This is a genomic window from Pseudomonas brassicacearum (assembly GCF_009601685.2).
Taxonomy (GTDB): domain Bacteria; phylum Pseudomonadota; class Gammaproteobacteria; order Pseudomonadales; family Pseudomonadaceae; genus Aquipseudomonas; species Aquipseudomonas kilonensis_B.
In genome coordinates, this window is sequence record NZ_CP045701.2 from 3,896,751 (window position 1) to 3,918,443 (window position 21,693).

The following is a 21,693-nucleotide window of genomic DNA, read 5'->3' on the forward strand; positions in this document are numbered from 1 at the left end:
GTACAGGTTGCCAGTTTCCAGCGAATGACTCATTGCCCAGGATCAAGAGTTCAACCTGCCGGCACGCGAGGCCTAGAGACCGGCAGACACCTTGTCCGCTACCTCCTTGGGCAGCCAGGCCTGCCAGACCTGCGGATGCGCCTTGAGGAACGCCTCGGCGGCTTCACGGGGTGGCGTGCGCTTCTCGCTCATGTCGGCCAGGGCCTTGTTCAACGGTTCGATGGGTAAATCGACCTTGCTGAAGAACTCGGCGATGTCCGGGTGTTGCTTCTGGAACGGCGCGGATACGCCAATCGACAGTTTCGAGGCCAGTGAGCGGGTCGGCTTCGGGTTGGGGTTATCGGCGTCGGTCAGGGTTTTCCAGGCCTCGGCATCGAACGGTGGCTCTTGCAACTGCACCAGCTTGAAGCGCCCGAGCAGTGGCGTGGGCGACCAGTAGTAAAACAGGATCGGCTTGCCCCGGCGGATCGTCGAGCTGATTTCCGCATCCAGCGCCGCGCCCGAGCCGCTGCGAAAATTCACGTAGCTGTCAGACAAGCCATAGGCCTTGAGCTTCTGTTTGTTGACCACCTCGGAGGTCCAGCCAATGGGGCTGTTGAGGAAGCGGCCCTTGTCGGGGCTCTCCGGGTCCTTGAACACATGCTTGTAGCGCGCCAGGTCTTCGACACTGCGCAGGTCCGGCGCCAGGGGCTTGATGCCCTTGGCCGGGTCGCCCTTGATGACGTATTCAGGCACCCACCAACCTTCCGTCGCGCCTTTGACCGTATCGCCCAGGGCGATCACCTTGCCCTCGGCCTCGGCCTTGACCCACACCGGGCTGCGGCCGGCCCATTCCTCGCCGATCACCTGGATGTCGTTATTGGCCAGGGCGGTTTCCAGGGTAATGGTAGTGCCCGGCAATGTGTCGGTCTGCAACCCGTAGCCTTTTTCGACGATGATCCGCAGGATATCGGTGATCAGGCTGCCACTTTCCCAGTTCAAGTCGGCAAAGTGGATCGGCGCTGTGGCAGCCGACGCCGGAAGGGGTGAAACCAACACAGCGAAGGTGGCCCAGGCAGCCAGCCACTGTCGAACTCGTTTCATGCTTTGCACCTCATGCCAGATACCCCAATAGCTGAACGGCCCTGCGTAACCGAACGCAAGCCCTGAATAGTTCAGTCAATTGACTGTAGCCGAGGTTCCAGCGAGTTCTTGCGAAACTGTCACGGTTCAGGCGCAAAGGCTCTGAAACGGTCACTCACTGGCCTTGAAGGTCACCAGTTCGCCCTTGCGCCACTTGGCGGCCTTGGCGGTGACCGCCTTCAGGGTCTTGGTCAAGCCTTCTTGCAGTTGTTCGTTGGCCGCAAACACGGTCACCACACTGTGGCCTTCCTTGAACAAAATTGCCTGACCACCGGGGGTCGTGACGAAGGCGTAATCGCCCAGGCCATAGACCGTCAGCTTGATTTCGCGAAAGCGGATTTCAAACTTGCCACCTTCACGACTGGGCAACACCGCTGCGCGAAAATGATCGCCGACCTTGAGTTCGAGCCTGGGCTTGTCATCGACCACCAGCGCCGACTCGGTGTCGATTTCGGCGACATAAATACCTTCGGCGGTCTGCTCGGTGATGTAGACGAAACGTGACTGGAAGAGTTTGACCAGTTTTGCCCGCAGGTCACCAAGTACGAATAACGCATGCATGTCGAGATTACTTACTGCCAAGGAAACATCCCCATCTTTGAAAAAGGCCCGCCCTGCATAAAGGACGGACCACGAGAACCCGTGCCGACGGTAGTGTCGTAATGGACCTGTAACTGAGTTTCGAAGTGAACGGCGCGCCCTGTCCCGGGCCGAGAGCAGACTAAAGGTTGCCGCTCTCGCCGTCTTTCCCAGGAGATCGCCAGAGGCTGAAGGAAAAAGCCACTCTGAGCATCGGAAAAGATGGGACTACTAACTTTAGGGAAATTTCTCACTTAAAAAAGCATTTTTCTGACATCGAGCCCAAAAAAAATTGCTTTAGATAGGCGCAACCGTCCACACGACACTGCCGATTCTAGAGCAGCTGGAGGCGTGGAGACTACTCGAAATACCCGACAATTCGTCGGTAAACCATAGAAAAGGAATTCACATGACCTCTTTCACAACCCTGCCCCACCCCTGCCCACCTTGCATCGTTGATACAGCTGACACGTTTGACGGGGTCAATACCCTGCACCTTTCGTTGATTCAACCGCGTTATCGGGTCGTTTTGGCTGGCAGGTGTTTCTTTCACATTGAGGAAACATCGACTGGACGTGTAAGAGGGTTCCGAACCGACCATAACGAAGCCTGCTACCTGGCCAGGCGTCTGGAAAGCAGCGCCTGAACTCATCTGTGCCCGTCCATGACTTAACTCAGCCGTCGACGGGCAACTGCTGCCATACTGCCCGCCCAGCGAAGCCGTCGCCCATCGACGGATCGCGCACCCACAGTATGACTTCGAGGAGAAGGCGCGACGTGACGGAATTTGATATCGGCGAATTTTTTATCCGGGGCGAAGCCAGAGAGGTCGAAGGCGAGTTCCAGGCCGTCATCGTTATGCGCGCCAAGCCACCCTTGACCACCGTCAGTTACCACCAGGTGGAGAAAGATCGCTGGTTCAAGACTGCGCAGATCGCTGCCGAGGCTGCCAGGGAAGCGGCCAAGGCATTGAAGGCCGCCGTGGACGAAGGGGCCTTGAACGCCTGATTCCAATCGAACTCCTGATGAGCGCTTGCCTCAGATAAAGGTAAGCACCGAGGCGCCGCGACGGCGCCCCACTCAAAGGAGACTTTCATGGAACAACCTTCCCACGATATCGAGACCCTGTTTGACCAACTGGGCCTGCCCTCCGACGGCAAGGCCATTGACGAGTTCATCATCGCCCACCCGCTGGCCCAGGATATCAAGCTGGTGGAGGCCGATTTCTGGTCGGACCAGCAAAAAGACCTGCTTCGGGAATGGCTGCTCGCCGACGGCGAAGAAGCTTTGTTGGTGGACGAACTGAACGTGCGCCTGCACGGCGGCAAATAGTCTCAAAAGCCACCACCGCTTTTTTGTGGCGAGGGGCTTGCTCCCGCTGGGGTGCGCCCTGTAGGAGCTGTCGAGTGCAACGAGGCTGCGATCTTTCCCCAGGCACTTGAGTCCCAAGCGAAAGATCAAAAGATCGCAGCCTTCGGCAGCTCCTACACAAGCTCCCTCGCCAAAGGGTTGTGGCTGGATGGAAAACTCAATCACCAGGGATTGTGGTGGGCTGAAAATCCCACCACCTGTAATCAGGCCTATCGCGGCTTCTCGGGTTTGTAGCCCAGGCGCAAACCACCCCAGTGACGCCCCTTGAGCATGATTGGTACGGAAAGATCGTGCATCAACTCACCCGTGTCGCGGGTGTAGGTCTGGAGCAGCACCGGCTGCTGGTGGCTGCCGCAGCGGATCCCGGTGCGATCGGAGAATTTGCGCTTGGTGCGGTTATTCAGCGTGTCCACCTGGGGATCGCCGGTCAGCGGCTGGCTGAAGACCTTGTTATGAGTCGGCACATAGCCCTGCTGGGTGCAGGCAATCGCAAACACCAGGCCCTCATGCCGGGTAAGCAAGGGCTCTTGGATCGCCGGCAGAACCTGGTCGGTGTAGCGGTCGAAGCGGGTCTGGTATTTGGCCGGCTGGGTATTGGGGATGGGCTGGTAGTTACGGTCGAACAGGTCCTCCAGGCTGACACGGCCCTGGTCGATGTCGGCCTCGAACTGCGCGGCGATCTGGCTCGCACCTTCGCGCGCCAGGTCGTAGACCCGTTGGTGATAATCGTCGAGGCCCACCTCGGCCAGGCGTTCGCTGATGGTTTCGGCCTGGCCTTCCATCTGCACGGCCGCCTCGGCCAGGCGCTGGGTCTGCTGGTCGCTGATGGACAGGTCGCCGCGCATCTGCTCGATGGCGTGGAACAGGCTGTCGAGTTGTTCGCGATTGGTGTCGGTGCCTTCGGCGATGGCGCTGACCTGGGTTTCGACGCCGGCGGCGAGCCGGGCGATGTTTTCCAGATGTTGGCCGGTGTGCTCGACCTGCTGCACGCCAATGTCCAGGTCAGCGGCCAGTTGACGGATCTGCTCCACCACCTGGGCGGTGCGCTGCTGGATGTCGGCCACCATCACCCCGACCTCGCCGGTCGCCGCGGCTGTGCGCCCGGCCAGGCCTCGTACCTCATCGGCCACCACGGCGAACCCACGGCCATGCTCACCGGCTCGTGCTGCCTCGATGGCCGCGTTCAGCGCCAGCAGGTTGGTCTGGCTGGCGATCGACTGGATCACCAGGCTGACCCGCTGGATTTCATCGCTGCGTACGCTCAAGGCTTCGATCAACTCGCGGCTGTCATTTGCGCGCTGGCTGAGTTGGTGCATGCGGCTGATGGATTCCACCAGCTCGCTGCGCCCGGCCACGCTGCTGCGATGGGCTTCGCTGGCGGCGCCCAGGGCCTGCTGGCTGAGTTGTGAAGTGGCCTGTTCGGTGGCGATCATCGATTCGGCATTGCTGACGATCTGCGCCGCCGCGTCGAGTTGGGACTGGACCTTGCCGGCCAGTTGCTTGACCGAATAGGCGACACCAGCCGCTGACAGTGCGTTATGGCTGGTGGTGTAGGACAGGTCGCGGGTCAGCTCGGCCAGGGTGTCGGTCGTAGGTGCGGGCGCCGCGGCCACGCGCGAACGCAGGCGCGGCAACCAGACGATGAGCATGACCAGCGGCAGGCCCAGGTACAGCGACCAGCCGCCCAGGGTCATGCCGCACAGCAGCAATGCCAGGGCGAGACTCTGCAAGGTCGGCGTCAGCCAGCGCGCCGTGCTTTTTGTCTCAGGTACCGAGGCCGGCACCGCCCCTGTCAGCGTTCGGTCTGTCGCCATGTTCGTCACCCACATTCTCGTTGTTATGACCGCATTAAACGCCACTACAGAGCCATTATCCATGGTCCATTAGTAGCGTTCTTGCAGCAGATCAACGGGAGTCGACGAACGAGCACCCACGAAAGCAAAAGATCGCGGCCTTCGTTAAAAGGTCGCGATCTTTTTGGAAAACGCGAATCAGGCCTGACGCTGGTGCTTGTCGATCTGTTCGTGACGTTCCTGGGCTTCGATGCAGTACTTGGTGGTCGGGCTGATCAGCAGGCGCTTGAGGCCGATCGGCTCGCCGCTGTCGTCGCACCAGCCGAAGCTGTCGTCGTTGATACGGTCCAGGGCCTGCTCCAGCTGAGGCAGCATGCGCTGGTCGCGATCGATGGCGTTGACCAGCCAGGTACGCTCTTCTTCTACGGAAGCAGCGTCCGCCGGGTCAGCCGGGGTGTCCAGGCTCTCAATGGCGATTCGGTTCTGTTCGATGCGCTCGTGGGTTTCGACTTTCATGTTCTGCAACAGCTTGGTGAAGAAAGCCAGCTGCTCGGCATTCATGTAGTCATCCGCCGGCATGGCCAGCAACTTTTCCTTTGTCATTGATTTCTCTATAAAAAAACGTGCATTAAGGCGAATTATGGAGCGTCCCGCAGCGCAGCTGCCGCGCTCATCAGGAAGGCGCCGTCTATTCCAAGCGCCACCCGGCACTCAATTTACGAGGGGCGGCAGTCTAAGGCCGAGTCGAGGCCTCAGCAACTGAAAACATAGGGAAAATGTCCGACAACCCCTTCAAATGTTCTCTGACAGGCTTTTGGCAGTCATCGGAGTGCGTTTATAACAAGAAATTCGGTGCAATAGCTGTATTAAGAAGACAAATGGCAACGCCACGCGGGTCAGGCGTGGCGCTTTGTCGCAACTTCTTGGGTGTCAGCGCTTGAGTTTGCGCTTGTTGCGGTACTGGTCGATGACCACCGCCACCACGATGATCAGCCCCTTGATGATGTCCTGGATGTAGGCATCGACCCCGACGAAGGTAAAACCGCTGGCCATCACCCCAAGGATCAGTGCCCCGATCACAGTCCCGGTGATGCGCCCCACCCCGCCCGCCAGGCTGGTGCCGCCGATCACCGCCGCGGCAATCGCGTCCAGTTCATAGGACATGCCCATGCCCGCCTGCCCGGTCGCCGCCCGCGCCGAGGCCACCACGCCGGCCAACCCGGCCAGCAGCCCGGCGATGCTGTAGACGATCACCAGGTGACGCTTGACGTTGATGCCTGATGTGCGCGCCGCCTGCATGTTGCCGCCGATAGCGTAGGTGTACTTGCCATACTTGGTGTAGCGCAGGGCAATGTGGAAGATCACTGCCGCCACCAGGAAGATGATCACCGGCATCGCGCCATGGCCGATGGCGGTATAGGAATCGGACAGCATGCTCACCGGCTGGCCTTCGGTGTAGTAGCGCGCCAGGCCACGGGCCGACACCATCATGCCAAGGGTGGCAATAAAAGGAGGGATGCCGGTGATGGCAATGATGCTACCGTTGATCGCCCCGGCCAGCAGCCCTACGCCGAGCCCCGCCACCACCGGTATCCACACCGGCAAGTCCGTCAACGAGGGAAACACCGCCCGGGTGAAGTCAGAAGTCTGGGCCAGGCTGGCGGCAATCATCGCCGACAGCGCCAGCACCGAGCCGGACGACAAGTCGATACCCGTGGTGATGATCACCTGGGTCACACCGATGGCCAGCAGGCCGATGATCGACACTTGCAGGATCATCAGCACCAGGCGCTGGGAGTTCATCAGGAAACTCTGGTCGCGCACGATCCAGCCGAACATCTCGAAGACCAGGCCGATACCGATCAGCACCAGGAAGATACTCAGTTCCGTCGGCAGTCGCCGGCGCGCCCTGGCCGGTGCTGCCGCGGGTTTGTTTTCCAGTATCGCGTTCATAACCATTCACCTTTTTTATCTGCGGCGAGGGAGCTTGCTCCCGCTGGGTTCTGTAGGAGCTGGCGAAGCCTGCGATCTTTTGATCTTTCGCTTGGGACTCAAGTGCCTGGAGAAAGATCGCAGCCTCGTTGCACTCGTCAGCTCCTACACCGTTCTACAGACCCAGCGCGAGCCTGCTCCCTCGCCACGGGATTATTTCTCGACGTTATTGATCCGAACGACGGGCATCAGGACAGGCCCGAGGCCAATTGCATGACGCGTTCCTGGGTCGCTTCGCTGCGGTCGAGGATGCCCATCAGGTCGCCTTCGTGCATCACCATGACCCGGTCGCTCATGCCCAGGACTTCCGGCAGTTCCGAGGAAATCATGATCACCGCCATGCCTTCGCTGGCGAGGTAGGAAATCAGCCGGTAGATCTCGGCCTTGGCACCGACATCGATGCCACGGGTCGGCTCGTCAAGGATCAGGATGCGCGGGTTGGTCATCAGCCAGCGGGCCAACAGCGCTTTCTGCTGGTTACCGCCGGACAAGGTGTCGATGCACTGTTCCAGCGACGGGGTCTTGACCCGCAGCTTCTTGCACATGTCCTCACACAAGGCGCGCAGGGCTTTCTGCTGGATGAAGCCGTTGCCCACGTAATGGGGCAGCACGGCCATCTCCATGTTTTCCAGCACCGACAGGCACGGGAACAGGCCACTGAGCTTGCGGTCCTCGGTCAACAGCGCGAAACCTTTTTCGATGGCCATGTGCGGGTCGCTGATGCGCACCGGTTGGCCGTCCAGCAGGATTTCGCCGCCGGTACTCGGGGTCACGCCGAAAATCGCCTCGGCCACGTTGGTCCGGCCCGAGCCCATCAACCCGGCGATGCCCAGGATCTCCCCGGCATGCAGGTCGAAGGACACCCCTTTGAAGATACCGTCCAGGCTCAGGTCGAGCACCGACAGCACCAAATCGCCGATGGGTTGCTCGCGTACCGGGAACAGCTGGCTCAGTTCACGCCCGACCATCATCGAAATCAGGCTGTCGCCGTCCATGCTGTCGGCCCGTTGCAAGCCGATGTAGGCACCGTCGCGAAACACCGCCACTTCATCGGCGATGGCAAACACCTCGTTCATTTTATGGGTGATGTAGATGATGCCTTTGCCTTGGGACTTGAGGTCGGCAATGATCGAGAACAGGTGGGCGACCTCGGTCTCGGTAATGGCCGAGGTCGGCTCGTCCATGATCAGGATGTCGGAGTCGTAGGACACGGCCTTGGCAATCTCCACCATCTGCCGCTCGGCGATGCTCAGGTTGCCCACCTGCTCCTCGGGGTCGAGGTTGATGCGCAGGCGCTCCAGCAGCCGGGCGGTGCAACGATGCATCTCGCCATGGTCAACCATGTGCAGGCCGTTGAGCTGTTCGCGACCGATCCAGATGTTTTCGGCGATGCTCATGTGGGGCATCAGGTTCAGTTCCTGATGGATCATCGCGATGCCGGCCTGCAAGGCCGCCAGCGGCGTGTCGAACGTCACCGGCGTGCCGCGCAGGCGCAGTTCGCCGGCGTCCGGCTGGTAGATACCGGCGATGATCTTCATCAAGGTGGATTTGCCTGCGCCATTCTCGCCCATCAGGGCCAGCACAGAACCGGGGCGTACCCGCAGTTGTACATCGGACAGGGCCACCACGCCGGGAAAGCCTTTGCTGACATTGACGACTTCCAGCAGATACGGCTCATCAGGTATTACGTCCGGCCGGAAAGTCATCGCCGGGGCGCTCGAAGCAGTCGCTGAAGCGAACATGATCAGGTACTCCCTCGGCAAGGTCGGCGTTGCAACCTTGCCTGTTTATTGTTGTGGTGGGACCGGTGCGTCAAACGTCACTTGAACTGATCGACGTTTTCCGGCGTGATCAGGCGGTACGGCACCCAGACGGACTGTTCGACCGCTTGTTTCTTGACCATTTTCACAGCCGTATCGATCGAGCCGTCGGCCTGGCCCTTGGCGTCCTGGAACACCGAGACCGCCATGTCGCCTTTCTTGATGGCGTTCAAGCCGTCCGGTGTGCCATCGACCCCGGCAATCAATACGCTGCCCTTCTTGGTGCCCGCTTGCTTGAGGGCCATGGCGGCACCGATGGCCATCTCGTCGTTGTTGGCCACCACGGCATTGAAATCGCGGCCCTGGGTCAGCCAGTCGTTGACCAGGGTCATGCCCTTGTCCCGGGACCAGGTGCCCGTCTGCTCCTGCTCGATCTTGATGTCAGGGTATTTGGCCAGGACTTCCTTGACGCCCTTGGTGCGGTTGGTGGTGGAGTTATTGGCCAGGTCACCCAGCAGGATCACGATGTCGCCCTTGCCGCCCATCTTGTCGGCCAGGTATTGCATCTGCATGCGGCCGGCTTCCAGGTCATCGGAGGCCACGGTGACCACGCCTGCTGGCAACTTCGGATCATCCGGACGGCGGTTGACGTACACCAGCGGGATACCGGCAGCCACGGCGGCCTTGGTGATACGCTGGGTCGCGGCAGTGTCCACCGGGTTGACGATGAGCGCGTCGACCTTCTGGCTGATGAAGTTTTCCACCTGGCTCAGTTGCTTGACCACGTCACTGCGCGCGTCTTCGAACTGCAGGGTGACGCCGTCCGGCAAGGACTTGGCTTTCTTGTCCATGGATTCGCGCAGGTAAGTCAACCAGGTGTCATCGAACTGGGACATGCTGACGCCGATCTTCAGGTCCGCCAGGGCAGCGCCGCTGGTGAGCATCAACGACAGGGCCAGCGAGGCGATACGGGTCTTGGTCTTCATGAACGATCTTTCTCCACTTTTTTGTTGGTTTTATGGATAAGGCGTGACGGATCAGGAACGGGGCAAGGGCACGATGGGCGCGCCGGGCATGCAACACACCACGGCGCCCTTACGCTGGATACACAGGGATTGGAACAGGGGAAGGACGGCGGACAGGCGCAGCAGATGTGGCAGGTCAAACGCAGAGCGGCTGAAGGTTTTCATCGACGGTACCTAGCTGTGTTTCTTGTTTTTGTTTCGTCTGTCATCCGTTCAAGGCTGGCTTGGCGGGAGACAGACAGGATTGTCGGTAACCTGGAATCGACTTTATTGGAAAATATTTTCCATATCAACTCATTTTAGAATTTTATTCGTTTTTCATTCCATGACCGACAGGCGTGGACAACCGCACCACTTCGCCCTGCTCGGCACTCTGCCTGGCAGCGTCAAGGATGCGTGTGGTTGCCAGTGCATCACGGCCCTCCACCGGCAGCGGACCAGCGCCCTGCAACGCGGTTTGCAAGTGTTGGTAGAACGCCAGCCAACAGCCACGCTCCGAGGTCACCCGCTCGCGCTCGGTGCCGTGTTCGAACCAGCCCCAGCGCCGATGCTCCTCAGCGCCCCAGCGTTCACCCTCGGTCGCCGGGCTCAACCCGGCCAGCGCCTGAGCCTCCTGCCCATCCAAGCCTTCGACGGTGTAGCAACCCTGGGTGCCGCTGACCCGAAAGCGCGGGCGCGCTGCGTTCTGCACACAGTTGCCGCTCAAGTGGGAAATCACGCCGCTGGCATGGGTCAAGGACAGGAAGAAGCCGTTGTCGAACACCTGGTCCGCCTGCCGGTAGTCCAGCTCGGCGTAGACCCGCTCCACCGGCCCGAACAGTTGCAGCGCCTGGTCTACCAGGTGGCTGCCCAAGTCGCGCAGGAACCCGCCACCGCTGCCTTTGCCGACCGAGGTCGGCGAGTAGCGCTCGACGCTGGATTCAAAACGAATGACCTGCCCCAGGGCGCCGGAAGCCAGCAGTTTGCGCAAGGTCAGGAAGTCCGAATCCCAGCGACGGTTCTGGTACACGCTCAACGGCACGTTGCGTTGTTCGGCGGCGACCACCATTGCCTCGGCTTGCGCTGCATCCCAGGCAAAAGGCTTGTCGCTGACCACCGCCACGCCGAGGTCGATGGCTTGCATCACCACCTCCGGGCGGCCGTCCAGCGGCGTGGACACCACCACCGCATCAATGCCGGCGGCGACCAGTTGTTCGAGGGAGTCGAAGGCTTGGACGTGCGGATAATCATTCGCCAGTTGCTGGCGCCGCTCGGCAGACCGGGTCACCACGCCGACGAACGTGGCCCCGGGCAGACTGCTGATCAACGGCGCATGAAAAAACCGCCCGCCCTTGCCGTAGCCCACTAGTCCGATTCGCATGAAAGCTCCTTAGATCACGGTTTGAATGCAGTCCCTGTGGGAGCTGAGCTTGCTCGCGATAGCGGTGGATTAGCTTGCATTGATGCTGAATGTGCCGCCGTCTTCGCGAGCAAGCCCGCTCCCACATTTGGGTTGTGGTTAGCCGTAGAAACGCGGGCGCTCGGGCAGGTCGACCTTGACGATCTGCCCATTCTGCTGCGCTTGGACACAGGCATCCGCCGCCACGGCAGCGGCAAAACCATCCCAGGCCGACGGCCCGCCCACCTGTCCGGCGCGCACGCCGTCGATGAAGGCCTGCAATTCGACGTCGTAGGCCGCGATGAAACGGTCCTTCCAATCCATCAGGATCGCATTCGACAACTTGGCGCCACTGCGCAATTGCACCTGGGACGGTTCCGGCAGCTTGGCGATGCCGGTCTCCCCCACCACTTCGCACTGGATGTCGTAGCCGTACTGGCAGTTGACGAACACTTCGACGTCGATGCGCGTGCCCCGGGCGGTTTCCAGCAGGATGATCTGCGGGTCGCGCAAGTGGGCCAGGGCCTTGCTGGTCTTGCGCGGAAACACCACCTGCACCGACACGAAGTCATCGGCCAGCAGCCAGCGCAACACATCCAGCTCATGGATCAAGGTGTCGGTGATCGCCATGTCGGTCTTGTAGTTTTCACCCACGCTCGGGTTGCGGTGGGCGCAATGCAGCATCAGCGGTTCGCCGATCTGGCCGCTGTCGATCACTGCCTTGAGCGCGCGATAGCCTTCATCGTACGGACGCATGAAACCGACCTGCACCAGGCGTTTGCCGTGGGCGATTTCGGCCTCGACGATCTTGCGGCAACCTTCGGCCGTGACCGCCAGGGGCTTTTCACAGAATACCGGTTTGCCCGCTGCAATCGCCGCCAGCACGAACTCTTCATGGCTCGGGCCCCAGGAGGTGACGAGGATCGCCTCCACCTCCGGCGCCTTGATCAATGCGTGACCGTCGGGGTAGACCTCGGCGGTCAGCTTGAGATCGGCAACGACCTTGGCCGCTTGTTGCAGGTTGATGTCGGTCACCGCCACAACCTGGCTGTTGAGCAAGGTCTGGCTGCAGCGACGGATATGGTCCTGGCCGATGGCCCCGGCGCCGATGACGCCCAGCTTCAAAGACATGAAAAACTCCTTTCGTAGTGTTGGGGCAATCAGTATTGACGGGCCTTGGCCAGTCGTTCGTTGAGGGTCTTGGCGACGGCATCGGTGCGGGCGCTGGTGGACACTTGCGCCACGCCGACCCGCCACCACGACAGGTATTTGTGGATCATGGTCTTGGGCAGGACCTTGATGTCGATCAGCGTCGAGACGCTCTGGCGCCGCGCATCGGCCAGGGCCGCGTGCAATTCGTCGAGGGTCTTGACCTTGTAGGTCTTGCAGCCATAGGCCGCGGCACTCATGGCGAAGTCCACCGGCACGAAACCGCCGTCGAGCTTGCCGGAGTCCGGGTTGCGGAAGCGGAACTCGGTGCCGAAGCTGTCCATGCCGTGTTCCATTTGCAGGTTGTTGATGCAACCGAAGGTCATGTTGTCCAGCAACACCACATTGATCTTGCGACGTTCCTGGATCGAGGTCGCCAGTTCCGAGTGCAGCATCATGTAGGAGCCATCACCCACTAACGCGTAGACCTCTTTGTCGGGCTCGGCGAGTTTCACCCCCAGCGCCGCATTCACTTCGTAGCCCATGCACGAATATCCGTACTCGACGTGGTAGGTGTTCACGCCCTTGCTGCGCCAACTGCGCTGCAAGTCACCGGGCAGGCTGCCAGCGGCGGCGACAATGATGGCGTCATCGGCCAGGGTCTGGTTGAGGGTGCCGAGCACGCGGCTCTGGGTCAGGCAGGAGCCGGTGAGTTCGATGAACTCGCGAAACACCGCCGGGTCCATGTGGTCGTTGATTTCCGGGACGAAATTCTCGGCCTGGAAGTCCGCTTGATAGATCCGGTCCACTTCGGCGTCCAGCTGGGCCTTGGCATCGGCGATCTGTCCGCCCCATTCGGCGCGATAGTCGCCCATCGCGGCAGACAGTGCCTGCAGCCCCGAACGGGCGTCGGCCAGCAGTTGCACGCCATCGAGCTTCAAGGCATCGCACGGGCTGATGTTGAGGTTGAGGAACTGCACATCCGGGTGCTGGAACAGCCATTTCGATGCCGTGGTGAAATCGCTGTAGCGGGTGCCGATGCCGATGATCAGGTCGGCCTTCTTGGCCAGCAGGTTCGCCGCCAGGCAACCGGTCTCACCGACACCGCCGACATTCAGCGGGTGACTGGACACCACCGCACTCTTGCCCGCCTGGGTCTCGGCGAACGGAATGTCGAAGCGTTCGGCAAAGGCCTGCAACGCGGCGTTGGCACCGGCGTAGCGCACGCCGCCGCCACAGATGATCAACGGCTGGCGCTTGCCCTTGAGCAACGCCAGGGCATCGTCGAGCATCGCCTCGGTGGCCGGGCGACGCTCAATGCGATGAACCCGCTTTTGCAGGAAGTAATCCGGGTAATCGTAGGCTTCGGCTTGCACGTCCTGGGGCAGCGCCAGGGTCACCGCGCCGGTTTCAGCCGGGTCGGTCAGTACGCGCATCGCATGGATCGCGGCGGTCATCAATTGCTCGGGGCGGTTGATGCGATCCCAGTATTTGCTCACGGCCTTGAAGGCATCGTTGGTGCTGATGCTCAGGTCATGGAACTGCTCGATCTGCTGCAGCACCGGGTCTGGCTGGCGACTGGCGTAGACGTCGCCGGGCAACAACAGCAATGGGATACGGTTAGCCGTCGCGGTGGCAGCGGCGGTCAGCATGTTCGCCGCGCCAGGGCCGACCGACGAGCTGCAGGCGTAGATCTTGCGCCGCAGATGCTGCTTGGCAAAACCGATGGCGGCGTGGGCCATGCCCTGCTCGTTGCGGCCCTGATGGACCACCAGGTCGCCGCTGTCCTGCTCCAGCGCCTGACCCAGGCCCAGCACGTTACCGTGGCCGAAAATGGTAAAGACCCCGGCGACGAACTTGCTCTGGACGCCATCGACTTCGATGTACTGGTTATCGAGGAATTTCACCAGGGCCTGGGCCATGGTCAGTCGTGTTGTGGTCATGCTTGCACCTTGTCTGGAATGCAAATTTACGGCTGACTCGCTCCCACAGGGGGACTTCATCATTTTGATGACTGGGTCAGGCCTGGGAGCTCTGCAGGTGATTCATGCTCGCCCCCAACGCCTGGCGGATGTCGGCCAGGTCATGGACGCTCTCGGCGAACGGCTCGAAGGATAGGTAGCCCTCGTAGCCACCGGCCCGCAACGCCTCGATCTGCGCAGCGTTGCCGAGGATGTCGGCCGCGCCCACCAGCACCCGGTGACCATCACGGATCGTTGCCAAAGGCGCCTGGGCATCCTCGACGCCGGAGATGTGCACCAGCCCGGTCAACTCGGGGAAGAGTTCCTGTTCACCGGCCAAATGATGGTGAAAGGTGTCATGCACCAGGCGGAACACATCCAGCCCGCCCATACTCTTGATCGCTTCCACCGCCGTGCGCTTGCGGCGCAGCGAACACTCTTCGAAACCCAGGGGTTCAATGAACCCGTAGATGCCGAAGGCGCGCAGGATCGGCGCCAGTTCACTGAGGGCCGTACGCAGCCCCGCCGCGCGTTCAGCCTCGCTGCGCGGGTCGGCGCGATCATTGAGCGGGCACATCACCAGCCCCTCGGCGCCGCATTCGCGGGCGTAGTCGGCCAGCCGCACGGCCTGGGCACGCCGCTCTTCGTTCCACACGTCAAAGGGATACAAGGCGTTGATCGACAGCACCTTGATGCCGCGCGCCTCGCACAACTCACGCACCCGAGCCGGCGGCATGCCGTCTTCGATCTCGACGCCCTTCAGATCGTTGCGGATCTCGATGGCATCGGTTTTCAACGCCAGGGCCAGGTCGATGAAAGCAGGCAGTGACAGGCGTGGCGCAACCATTCGGTTCAAGGCAAAACGCAGGGGCTTGTTCATTGTTGTTCTCCCTCCGGCACTTATAAAAAGATTATTGGGCTGTCGGCATGCTGAACTCAGGGCCCTTGGCGATGCTGTCGGGCCAGCGTTGCATCACGCTTTTGTAGCGGCTGTAGAAGCGCAGGCCTTCTTCGCCGTAGGCATGGTGATCGCCGAACAGCGAACGCTTCCAACCGCCAAAGGAGTGCCAGGCCATGGGCACCGGAATCGGCACGTTGATGCCCACCATGCCGACCTTGATGCTGCGGGCGAACGCCCGGGCAATGCCGCCGTCACGGGTGAAGCAAGACACGCCGTTGCCGAACTCATGGGCGTTGATCAGCGCCACCGCCGTGGCGAAATCCGGTACGCGAACGATCCCCAGCACCGGGCCGAAGATTTCTTGCTGGTAGATGCTCATCTGGGCGGTGACCTGGTCGAACAGCGTCGCGCCGACAAAGAACCCCTGCTCGGCCCCAGGCACCTTGAAGCCACGGCCATCGACGATCAGGCGAGCCCCTTCGGCGACGCCAGCGTCGATGAAACCTTCCACCTTGGCCTTGTGCTCGGCAGTGACCAGCGGGCCCATGTCGGTGCCGGGCTGCTGGCCGTTACCGATTTTCAGTTGGTCAATGCGAGGCAACAATTTGGCGATCAATTCATCGCCCACATCGCCCACCGCCACAGCGATGGAAATCGCCATGCAGCGTTCGCCGGCCGAACCGTAGGCTGCACCGATCAACGCATCCGCCGCCTGGTCCAGGTCGGCGTCAGGCATGACGATCATGTGGTTCTTGGCCCCACCCAGGGCCTGCACGCGCTTGCCGTTCGCCGTGCCCTGCTGGTGGATGTATTCGGCAATCGGCGTGGAGCCGACAAAGGAAATCGCTTCGACGTCCGGGTGCTGCAACAGTGCATCCACCGCCACCTTATCGCCTTGAACGACGTTGAACACGCCGTCCGGCAAGCCGGCTTCCGTCAGCAAACGGGCCATCAGCAAACTGGCGGACGGATCGCGCTCCGAAGGCTTGAGGATGAAGCAGTTGCCAGTGACCAGCGCCAGGGGAATCATCCACAACGGCACCATCACCGGGAAGTTGAACGGCGTGACCCCGGCACAAACGCCCAGGGGTTGGCGCAGGTTCCAGTTGTCGATGCCGCCGCCGATGTTGTCGCTGAAATCAGTCTTGAGCAGGTTCGGCGCACCACAAGCGTACTCGACGATCTCGATGCCGCGGGTAACTTCGCCGTGGGCATCGGACAGCACCTTGCCGTGTTCACGGCTGATGATCTGCGCCAGCTCGTCGTGGTGACGGTCCAGCAGTTCCTTGAACTTGAACATCACCCGCGAACGACGCAATGACGACTGCTCGGACCAGGCCGGGAACGCCGCCAGCGCCGAGGCCACCGCCGCGTCGACGGTGCCCGGCTCGGCCAGGGCCACCCGGGCCTGCACCGCGCCGGTGGCCGGGTTGAAGACATTGCCGAACCGCGTGCTGTCGCGGTCCTGCACGTGGCCGTTGAGGTAATGGCCGACTACCGGGGCGTCACTCATTGTGCGTGTTCTCCGTGCGAATGTTGGAAATCAGAGGTCCAGCAGCCAGCTGTGCTGCGGATCGTTATGGAACTGCCAGACCCGCTTCGGGCCGGCCATGACGTTCAGGTAATACGACTCGTACCCGTAGGGCACGCTGACCGGGTGGTAACCCTTGGGCACCACCACCAGGTCGCTGTTCTCCACGGCCATGGCCTGGTCGATGCTGCGGTCGTCGGTGTAGACCCGCTGGAACACGAAGCCTTGGGACGGGTTGACCTGGTGGTAATAGGTTTCCTCCAGGAAGCTCTGGTGCGGCAGGTCGTCGGTGTCGTGCTTGTGCGGTGGGTAGCTGGAGGAGTGTCCCGAGGGCGTGCGCACTTCCACCACCAGCAGTGAGTGGGCCGGCTCGCTGGCGGGCAGGATGTCGCAGACATAACGGGTGTTGGCGCCCTTGCCGCGCACGCTGCGCTTCATGCTGTCCGGGCGGATCAACCGTGGGCCATGGCTGTGCTGGGCAGACCCCGGCGCGGCGCACACGGCAATCTGTACATCGCTCAACGCGGTGACCTGGGCCTGGCTGCCGGGCGGCAGGTAAGCGGCATACGGTGACTTGTCCTCGAACACCGACTGGCGATCGCCGAGGTTGTCCCAATCGAAGGCCCCCTGCCCTGGTGCTTCGCCCTTGAGGCTGATGCGCCCGCTGAGCAGCACCAGGCACAACTCCTTGTCGCCGGCGGCCACCGGCAGGGTTTCACCGAGGCTCAGGCGATAGGCGGCGAACCCGACGTATTCCAGCTCACCTGCCGGCAACTGGACCATGGTTCGACCACTGGAATGGCTCTTGATCAACAGGCTCATGACGGACTCCTTTCTTGCAGCAAGGCACGCAGCGTGTCGTAGCCCTTTTTGGCGTAGGCATAACTCGGCGCCACGGCCGGATCCTGCTCGGCTTCCACCACCAGCCAGCCTTGGTAGTCGGCGGCCAGCAGCACATCGAGCAACGCGGCGAAGTCGATGTCACCGTCCCCCGGCACAGTGAAGGTGCCGTTGATGATGCAGTCGGGGAAACTCCAGAGGTTATTGCGCGCCAGTTGCACCACTGGTTTGCGCACGTCCTTGAAGTGCACATGGCAGACCCGCTCGATGTGTTTGCGCAGCACCTGCAACGGCTCGCCACCGCCCATGTAGCAGTGGCCCGAGTCGAACAGCAGGCCCACTTCGCTGCCGGTCAGGGCCATCAGTTTGTCGATGTCCGTGGGCGACTCGACGTAGGCGCCCATGTGGTGGTGATAGGCCAGGCGCACACCTTGGGACAAAGTGAAGCGCGCCAGTTCGGTGAGCTTGTCGGCGTAGGCTTGCCAGGCTTGATCCGTATGGAAACGCGGCCGCTCGATCAGTGAAATGCGTTGGCCTTGAATGGAATCGGCGACTTCACCATAGACCAGCACCTTGGCGCCGTTCTGTGCCAGCAGCTCGACGTGGCTGGCGATGGCGTCGATCTCCTCGGCCGCCGAACGCCGGGCCAGGCGACTGGAATACCAGCCGGAAACCAGCGCCAGGTCATAAGGCCGCAGCACATCGCCGACGCCCTTGGCGTCCTTGGGGAATTTGCCGTTGAGTTCAAAACCTTCGTAGCCGATTTCCTTGCCTTCACTCAGCGCCGTGCTCAACGGCGTCTCGCCGCCCAACGACGGCAAGTCGTCGTTGCTCCAGGAAATCGGGTTGATGCCAATTCGAATAGCGGGCATGGCTGCACCTTTTATTGTTGTCTCTAATGTTCAACCGATCACCTGTGGCCAGAGATTGCTCCCGCTCGGCTGCGCCCTGTAGGAGCTGTCGAGTGCAACGAGGCTGCGATCTTTCCAATACCAATTGAGTCGAGAGCGAACGATCAAGATCAAAAGATCGCAGGCTTCGCCAGCTCCTACAGCGTCCTGCGGGAGCGAGCTCCCTGCCACACAAGCCTGCACAGTCATCAATCCCGCGCGGCACGCCACGCCTCGATCAACTCCACGAACCTGCCCTGCACCTGCCGGATCAGCGTTTCATCATCGATTTCCCCGGCCAGCCAGGCCCGACTCGGCTCCTGGAAGATCGTGCGGCCCACGGCAAAACCGCGGCAGGTGGTGCTCTGACTGGCCTGGCGGAAGCCTTCGGCCAAGGTAGAGGCCGGGGCGTTGAGGCCCAGCAGGACCACGCCGCGGCAATACGGGTCGCGTTGCTGGATCAGCTCATCGAGCTGTTTCCATTGCTCCGCGCCCTGGGCTTCGATCTTCCACCACGCCGGAAAGATACCCAGGTTGTAGAGGCGTTTAAGGGCGCGATAGAGCACGTCCGGGTGCGGCGATGGATGATCCTTGGGCGGAATGACTTCCAGCAGCAATTCATGGCCGCTGACCTGGGAGGCCTTGTACAACCCCATCAATTGCGCTTCCTGCTCCAGGCGCAGCAGCGGTTCGTCGTCAGGGTGAAATTGCACCAGGCACTTGATGATCTGTTCCTGTGGCCAGGCGATCAGGTTGCTGCCAATGGAGCGTCCGTGTTCGAACGCCAGTGGCCGCGAACCCTGCACTTCTACCGGTCGCGCCACCCACCAGCCACGTCCGGTGGCAGCGTTCAGCGAGTCCTGGCCGAAACGTTGGTCGGCCAGCAGACCGACGTCGGCCTCGATGCCTTGGCGCTGCAGGTCGGCTTCGACCCGCTCTACCGCCTGGATGAACAATTGCTTGAGTTCGCCGATGCTGCTCAACTCACGGCCACCCTTCTGGGCCAGTTCCACCAGCTGCCAGCGATGGTCGAAAGCAAAGACGAACAGTTGTTTCCAGGCCTTGCGGGGCACGCTGACCTGATGCAACCGTTGCAGCACGGCGTCCTGGTCCGGCCGGGTGATGGGCACCGGGCTCTTGAATAAATAGTCGAGCTCGGCCCGGGTCGGCATCGCCGGCGCACAGGCATGGCGCGACACCACCAGGCCGCCGCAGGCATTGGCCAACTGACAGCAGCGCTCATCGCTGGCGTCCTCCAGCCAACCGGCGAGGAACCCCGACATGAATGCATCACCGGCGCCCAATACATTCAAGACCTCGACCCGGACACCTGGGTAAAGGGCGCCGTCTTCAAGGCGGGCCGGGATAGCGCCATGGATCACCGTGCAACCTTGCGGGCCAAGCTTGACCACCAGGGTCGCCGCCGTCAGCGAGCGCACGGTGCGCAAGGCGCTCAGCAGGTCTTCGCTACCGCCCGCGATCAGGAATTCTTCTTCAGTGCCAACGATGAGGTCGAAACGCGACAGAATGCCTTGCACATGCTGGCTGACCTTCTGGTCGGCCACAAAGCGGGTTTCCCCATCGGCCTTGCCCGCCAGGCCCCAGAGCACCGGCCGATAATCGATGTCCAACACGCATTTGACGTTGTGCTTCTGGGCGTAATCCAGCGCCTGGATGCTGGCCTTGTACACGCCATCGGTAGAGAAATGGGTGCCGGTGATCAGCAGCGCCTTGCTGGAAGCGATAAAGGTTTCGTCGATGTCTTCGGCGCGCAGCGCCATGTCGGCGCAATTTTCCCGATAGAACACCAGGGGAAAGGTTTCCCGGTCCTTGATACCCAGCAGGACCATGGCCGTCAGGCGTTCGGGATCGACCTTGATGCCGCTGACGTCGCAGCCCTCGCGCGTCAGGGACTCCACCAGGAAGCGGCCCATGTGGTCATCCCCTACCCGGCTCAACATCGCCGACTTGAGCCCCAATCGCGCCGTGCCGAAAGCGATGTTGGCAGAGGAACCGCCCAGGTATTTGGCGAAGCTTGCGACATCTTCCAGGCGCGCGCCGACTTGCTGCGCATAGAGGTCGACACCCAGGCGTCCCAGGCAAATCACATCCAATTGACGCCCACCGGCAAAACGAGTCTGGCCCATGCTGGCTCCTGTTATTTTTATCAGCCTGCGTTTGTCGCCGAAACCGGCGCCAACGCTGTTGGTGGATGCAGACTAAAACGAGCAGCGCGCAACAATCAATAATTATTCTATAAATTTTTTATGTGGAATATTTTTTCCAATAGACCATGACCCAAGCGAGCCAGACGCAGTGCATCGTTTCAGCAGAGGCGGCAACATTTGTCCGCCCATGATTTTCCCTGCGCCTACGCTGTAGACTGCGACCAGCCAACCTATTGTCGAGGGCCGGCCTTTTTCCGGGCCGCCCTAAAAGAACAAGCCAGAAGGATTTTCTATGACCCGCCCCGATGATCTGCCGGCGCCGTCCGAGAGCGCGTCCGAACCCGCCCTCCCGAGCCCACCGATCAATGCCGAGCGCCTGTTGCAACTGATCACCGATGAGTACGAAAGCCTGCCGCGCCAGCTCAAACGCATCGCCAGCTACATGAGCCAGCAGAGCGACCGGATCATGGTCGACCGCATCAGCGACATTGCCCGGGAATGCGAAGTGCACCCCTCGGCCATCGTCAGGTTCTCCCAGCGCTTTGGCTTCAGTGGGTTCAGCGAAATGCAGGCGTTGTTCCGCGAGGCCTACACCCACAAGACCACCCCGGTGCAGAACTACCAGCAGCGCATCCGCAGCATGATCGCCAACAAGTCGCAGAAGGCCAGCGGCGGCGACCTGGCTCGCGAGTGCGTCAATGCGACCCTGTCGGGCATCGAGCGCCTGGGGTTGGAACTGGACGACCAGGCGTTCGAAAAGGCCGTGGACCTGGTGGTCAACGCCGACAATATCTATGTGGTGGGTGTGCGTCGCTCGTTCGCGGTCGCCGATTACCTGGTCTACAACCTGCAACACACCAATAAACGCATTCACCTGGTGTCCGGCCTGGGCGGCAGTTACCGCGAGCAGATGCGCAGCGTGCGCGCCAACGACCTGGTCATCGCCATCAGCTTCACGCCCTACGGCAAGGAAACCCAGCACTGCCTGCGCATTGCCCAGCACCACCAGGCCAAGACCCTGATCATCACCGACAGCAACCTGTCGCCCCTGGCCAAACGGGCCAACGCGGTGTTGCTGGTCAACGAAGGCAGCTCGTTCGCCTTCCGTTCGTTGAGTGCCACGCTGTGCCTGTGCCAGGCGTTGTTCATCGCCGTGGCTTACCGACTGGAACTCAAGGTCGATGAAATCCATGAACAGGTCGGGTTCGAGGATTAACACCCGCAAGACTTTCT

At 61.4% G+C, this 21,693-nt stretch carries 20 protein-coding genes; 4 read left to right on the forward strand and 16 right to left on the reverse strand.

The features are described 5' to 3' along the window. Window positions 1–72: 72 nt before the first annotated feature. Together GFU70_RS16315 and GFU70_RS16320 are read right to left on the reverse strand one after the other, a co-directional pair. On the reverse strand, window positions 73–1,083 hold the full coding sequence (locus tag GFU70_RS16315) for an ABC transporter substrate-binding protein (RefSeq protein WP_058543314.1): 1,011 nt from the start codon (window positions 1,081–1,083) through the stop codon (window positions 73–75). A gap of 150 nt (window positions 1,084–1,233) precedes the next feature. Then, window positions 1,234–1,683: a hypothetical protein gene (locus GFU70_RS16320; protein ID WP_003202850.1), complete on the reverse strand. Its 450-nt coding sequence runs from the start codon at window positions 1,681–1,683 to the stop codon at window positions 1,234–1,236. Window positions 1,684–2,110: 427 nt separating this feature from the next. On the opposite strand from GFU70_RS16320, the gene GFU70_RS29130 reads away from it, so the two are divergent. From GFU70_RS29130 to GFU70_RS16330, 3 genes are all read left to right on the forward strand, one after another. After that, entirely contained in the window at window positions 2,111–2,347 is a 237-nt protein-coding gene (locus GFU70_RS29130) for a hypothetical protein (RefSeq protein WP_116641999.1), read from the forward strand. A 131-nt stretch (window positions 2,348–2,478) separates the two neighbouring features. Then, the gene (locus GFU70_RS16325; protein ID WP_058543315.1) at window positions 2,479–2,709 is read left to right on the forward strand and encodes a hypothetical protein; all 231 of its coding nucleotides are present in this window, start codon (window positions 2,479–2,481) and stop codon (window positions 2,707–2,709) included. An 87-nt stretch (window positions 2,710–2,796) separates the two neighbouring features. Then, complete coding sequence (locus tag GFU70_RS16330; RefSeq protein WP_058543316.1) at window positions 2,797–3,033, forward strand: DUF2789 family protein; 237 nt, start codon at window positions 2,797–2,799, stop codon at window positions 3,031–3,033. A 248-nt stretch (window positions 3,034–3,281) separates the two neighbouring features. Here GFU70_RS16330 and GFU70_RS16335 read toward each other — a convergent pair whose 3' ends face one another. From GFU70_RS16335 to GFU70_RS16400, 14 genes are all read right to left on the reverse strand, one after another. Beyond that, complete coding sequence (locus tag GFU70_RS16335) at window positions 3,282–4,949, reverse strand: methyl-accepting chemotaxis protein (RefSeq protein ID WP_413468822.1); 1,668 nt, start codon at window positions 4,947–4,949, stop codon at window positions 3,282–3,284. 114 nt (window positions 4,950–5,063) lie between these two features. After that, a complete protein-coding gene (locus tag GFU70_RS16340; protein ID WP_003202859.1) occupies window positions 5,064–5,468 on the reverse strand; it encodes a TraR/DksA family transcriptional regulator in 405 nt (134 codons plus the stop codon). Window positions 5,469–5,795: 327 nt separating this feature from the next. Continuing rightward, entirely contained in the window at window positions 5,796–6,818 is a 1,023-nt protein-coding gene (locus GFU70_RS16345; RefSeq protein WP_058546132.1) for an ABC transporter permease, read from the reverse strand. A 227-nt stretch (window positions 6,819–7,045) separates the two neighbouring features. Beyond that, a complete protein-coding gene (locus GFU70_RS16350) occupies window positions 7,046–8,599 on the reverse strand; it encodes a sugar ABC transporter ATP-binding protein (RefSeq protein ID WP_153388423.1) in 1,554 nt (517 codons plus the stop codon). A gap of 77 nt (window positions 8,600–8,676) precedes the next feature. Further along, window positions 8,677–9,603 carry a sugar ABC transporter substrate-binding protein gene (locus GFU70_RS16355; protein ID WP_058546134.1) on the reverse strand — a complete coding sequence of 309 codons (927 nt, stop codon included), beginning with the start codon at window positions 9,601–9,603 and terminating at the stop codon, window positions 8,677–8,679. Between the two features lie 51 nt (window positions 9,604–9,654). Continuing rightward, window positions 9,655–9,807 carry a hypothetical protein gene (locus tag GFU70_RS16360; RefSeq protein WP_165826021.1) on the reverse strand — a complete coding sequence of 51 codons (153 nt, stop codon included), beginning with the start codon at window positions 9,805–9,807 and terminating at the stop codon, window positions 9,655–9,657. Between the two features lie 142 nt (window positions 9,808–9,949). Next, window positions 9,950–11,002: a Gfo/Idh/MocA family protein gene (locus tag GFU70_RS16365; protein ID WP_153388424.1), complete on the reverse strand. Its 1,053-nt coding sequence runs from the start codon at window positions 11,000–11,002 to the stop codon at window positions 9,950–9,952. Between the two features lie 138 nt (window positions 11,003–11,140). Further along, a complete protein-coding gene (locus GFU70_RS16370) occupies window positions 11,141–12,151 on the reverse strand; it encodes a Gfo/Idh/MocA family protein (RefSeq protein WP_153388425.1) in 1,011 nt (336 codons plus the stop codon). Window positions 12,152–12,180: 29 nt separating this feature from the next. Further along, window positions 12,181–14,112 carry a 3D-(3,5/4)-trihydroxycyclohexane-1,2-dione acylhydrolase (decyclizing) gene (gene iolD, locus GFU70_RS16375; protein ID WP_058544490.1) on the reverse strand — a complete coding sequence of 644 codons (1,932 nt, stop codon included), beginning with the start codon at window positions 14,110–14,112 and terminating at the stop codon, window positions 12,181–12,183. Between the two features lie 76 nt (window positions 14,113–14,188). Further along, window positions 14,189–15,010: a TIM barrel protein gene (locus GFU70_RS16380; protein ID WP_153388426.1), complete on the reverse strand. Its 822-nt coding sequence runs from the start codon at window positions 15,008–15,010 to the stop codon at window positions 14,189–14,191. Between the two features lie 31 nt (window positions 15,011–15,041). Further along, window positions 15,042–16,544 carry a CoA-acylating methylmalonate-semialdehyde dehydrogenase gene (locus GFU70_RS16385; RefSeq protein WP_058544488.1) on the reverse strand — a complete coding sequence of 501 codons (1,503 nt, stop codon included), beginning with the start codon at window positions 16,542–16,544 and terminating at the stop codon, window positions 15,042–15,044. Window positions 16,545–16,574: 30 nt separating this feature from the next. Next, on the reverse strand, window positions 16,575–17,384 hold the full coding sequence (iolB, locus tag GFU70_RS16390) for a 5-deoxy-glucuronate isomerase (RefSeq protein WP_153388427.1): 810 nt from the start codon (window positions 17,382–17,384) through the stop codon (window positions 16,575–16,577). Continuing rightward, window positions 17,381–18,274, reverse strand: a complete 894-nt coding sequence (gene iolE, locus GFU70_RS16395) for a myo-inosose-2 dehydratase (protein WP_058544486.1) — start codon at window positions 18,272–18,274, stop codon at window positions 17,381–17,383. Before iolE ends, iolB begins: the two co-directional genes overlap by 4 nt. Window positions 18,275–18,501: 227 nt before the next feature. Continuing rightward, window positions 18,502–20,439 (reverse strand): bifunctional 5-dehydro-2-deoxygluconokinase/5-dehydro-2-deoxyphosphogluconate aldolase, encoded by a 1,938-nt coding sequence (locus GFU70_RS16400; RefSeq protein ID WP_153388428.1) that lies wholly within the window; start codon window positions 20,437–20,439, stop codon window positions 18,502–18,504. 313 nt (window positions 20,440–20,752) lie between these two features. Between GFU70_RS16400 and GFU70_RS16405 the strand changes: the two genes are divergently transcribed. Continuing rightward, on the forward strand, window positions 20,753–21,676 hold the full coding sequence (locus tag GFU70_RS16405) for a MurR/RpiR family transcriptional regulator (protein ID WP_003202885.1): 924 nt from the start codon (window positions 20,753–20,755) through the stop codon (window positions 21,674–21,676). Window positions 21,677–21,693 lie beyond the last annotated feature (17 nt).

Bases quoted from the DNA above. Each gene is read 5' to 3' on its own strand.
- GFU70_RS16335 (WP_413468822.1), bottom strand. From the start codon at position 4,949: ATGGATAATGGCTCTGTAGTGGCGTTTAATGCGGTCATAACAACGAGA.
- iolE (WP_058544486.1), bottom strand. From the start codon at position 18,274: ATGCCCGCTATTCGAATTGGCATCAACCCGATTTCCTGGAGCAACGAC.
- GFU70_RS16340 (WP_003202859.1), bottom strand. From the start codon at position 5,468: ATGACAAAGGAAAAGTTGCTGGCCATGCCGGCGGATGACTACATGAAT.
- GFU70_RS16405 (WP_003202885.1), top strand. From the start codon at position 20,753: ATGACCCGCCCCGATGATCTGCCGGCGCCGTCCGAGAGCGCGTCCGAA.
- GFU70_RS16345 (WP_058546132.1), bottom strand. From the start codon at position 6,818: ATGAACGCGATACTGGAAAACAAACCCGCGGCAGCACCGGCCAGGGCG.
- GFU70_RS16320 (WP_003202850.1), bottom strand. From the start codon at position 1,683: ATGCATGCGTTATTCGTACTTGGTGACCTGCGGGCAAAACTGGTCAAA.
- iolB (WP_153388427.1), bottom strand. From the start codon at position 17,384: ATGAGCCTGTTGATCAAGAGCCATTCCAGTGGTCGAACCATGGTCCAG.
- GFU70_RS16360 (WP_165826021.1), bottom strand. From the start codon at position 9,807: ATGAAAACCTTCAGCCGCTCTGCGTTTGACCTGCCACATCTGCTGCGC.
- GFU70_RS16370 (WP_153388425.1), bottom strand. From the start codon at position 12,151: ATGTCTTTGAAGCTGGGCGTCATCGGCGCCGGGGCCATCGGCCAGGAC.
- GFU70_RS16380 (WP_153388426.1), bottom strand. From the start codon at position 15,010: ATGAACAAGCCCCTGCGTTTTGCCTTGAACCGAATGGTTGCGCCACGC.
- GFU70_RS16385 (WP_058544488.1), bottom strand. From the start codon at position 16,544: ATGAGTGACGCCCCGGTAGTCGGCCATTACCTCAACGGCCACGTGCAG.
- GFU70_RS16365 (WP_153388424.1), bottom strand. From the start codon at position 11,002: ATGCGAATCGGACTAGTGGGCTACGGCAAGGGCGGGCGGTTTTTTCAT.
- iolD (WP_058544490.1), bottom strand. From the start codon at position 14,112: ATGACCACAACACGACTGACCATGGCCCAGGCCCTGGTGAAATTCCTC.
- GFU70_RS16400 (WP_153388428.1), bottom strand. From the start codon at position 20,439: ATGGGCCAGACTCGTTTTGCCGGTGGGCGTCAATTGGATGTGATTTGC.
- GFU70_RS16350 (WP_153388423.1), bottom strand. From the start codon at position 8,599: ATGTTCGCTTCAGCGACTGCTTCGAGCGCCCCGGCGATGACTTTCCGG.
- GFU70_RS16355 (WP_058546134.1), bottom strand. From the start codon at position 9,603: ATGAAGACCAAGACCCGTATCGCCTCGCTGGCCCTGTCGTTGATGCTC.
- GFU70_RS16315 (WP_058543314.1), bottom strand. From the start codon at position 1,083: ATGAAACGAGTTCGACAGTGGCTGGCTGCCTGGGCCACCTTCGCTGTG.
- GFU70_RS29130 (WP_116641999.1), top strand. From the start codon at position 2,111: ATGACCTCTTTCACAACCCTGCCCCACCCCTGCCCACCTTGCATCGTT.
- GFU70_RS16330 (WP_058543316.1), top strand. From the start codon at position 2,797: ATGGAACAACCTTCCCACGATATCGAGACCCTGTTTGACCAACTGGGC.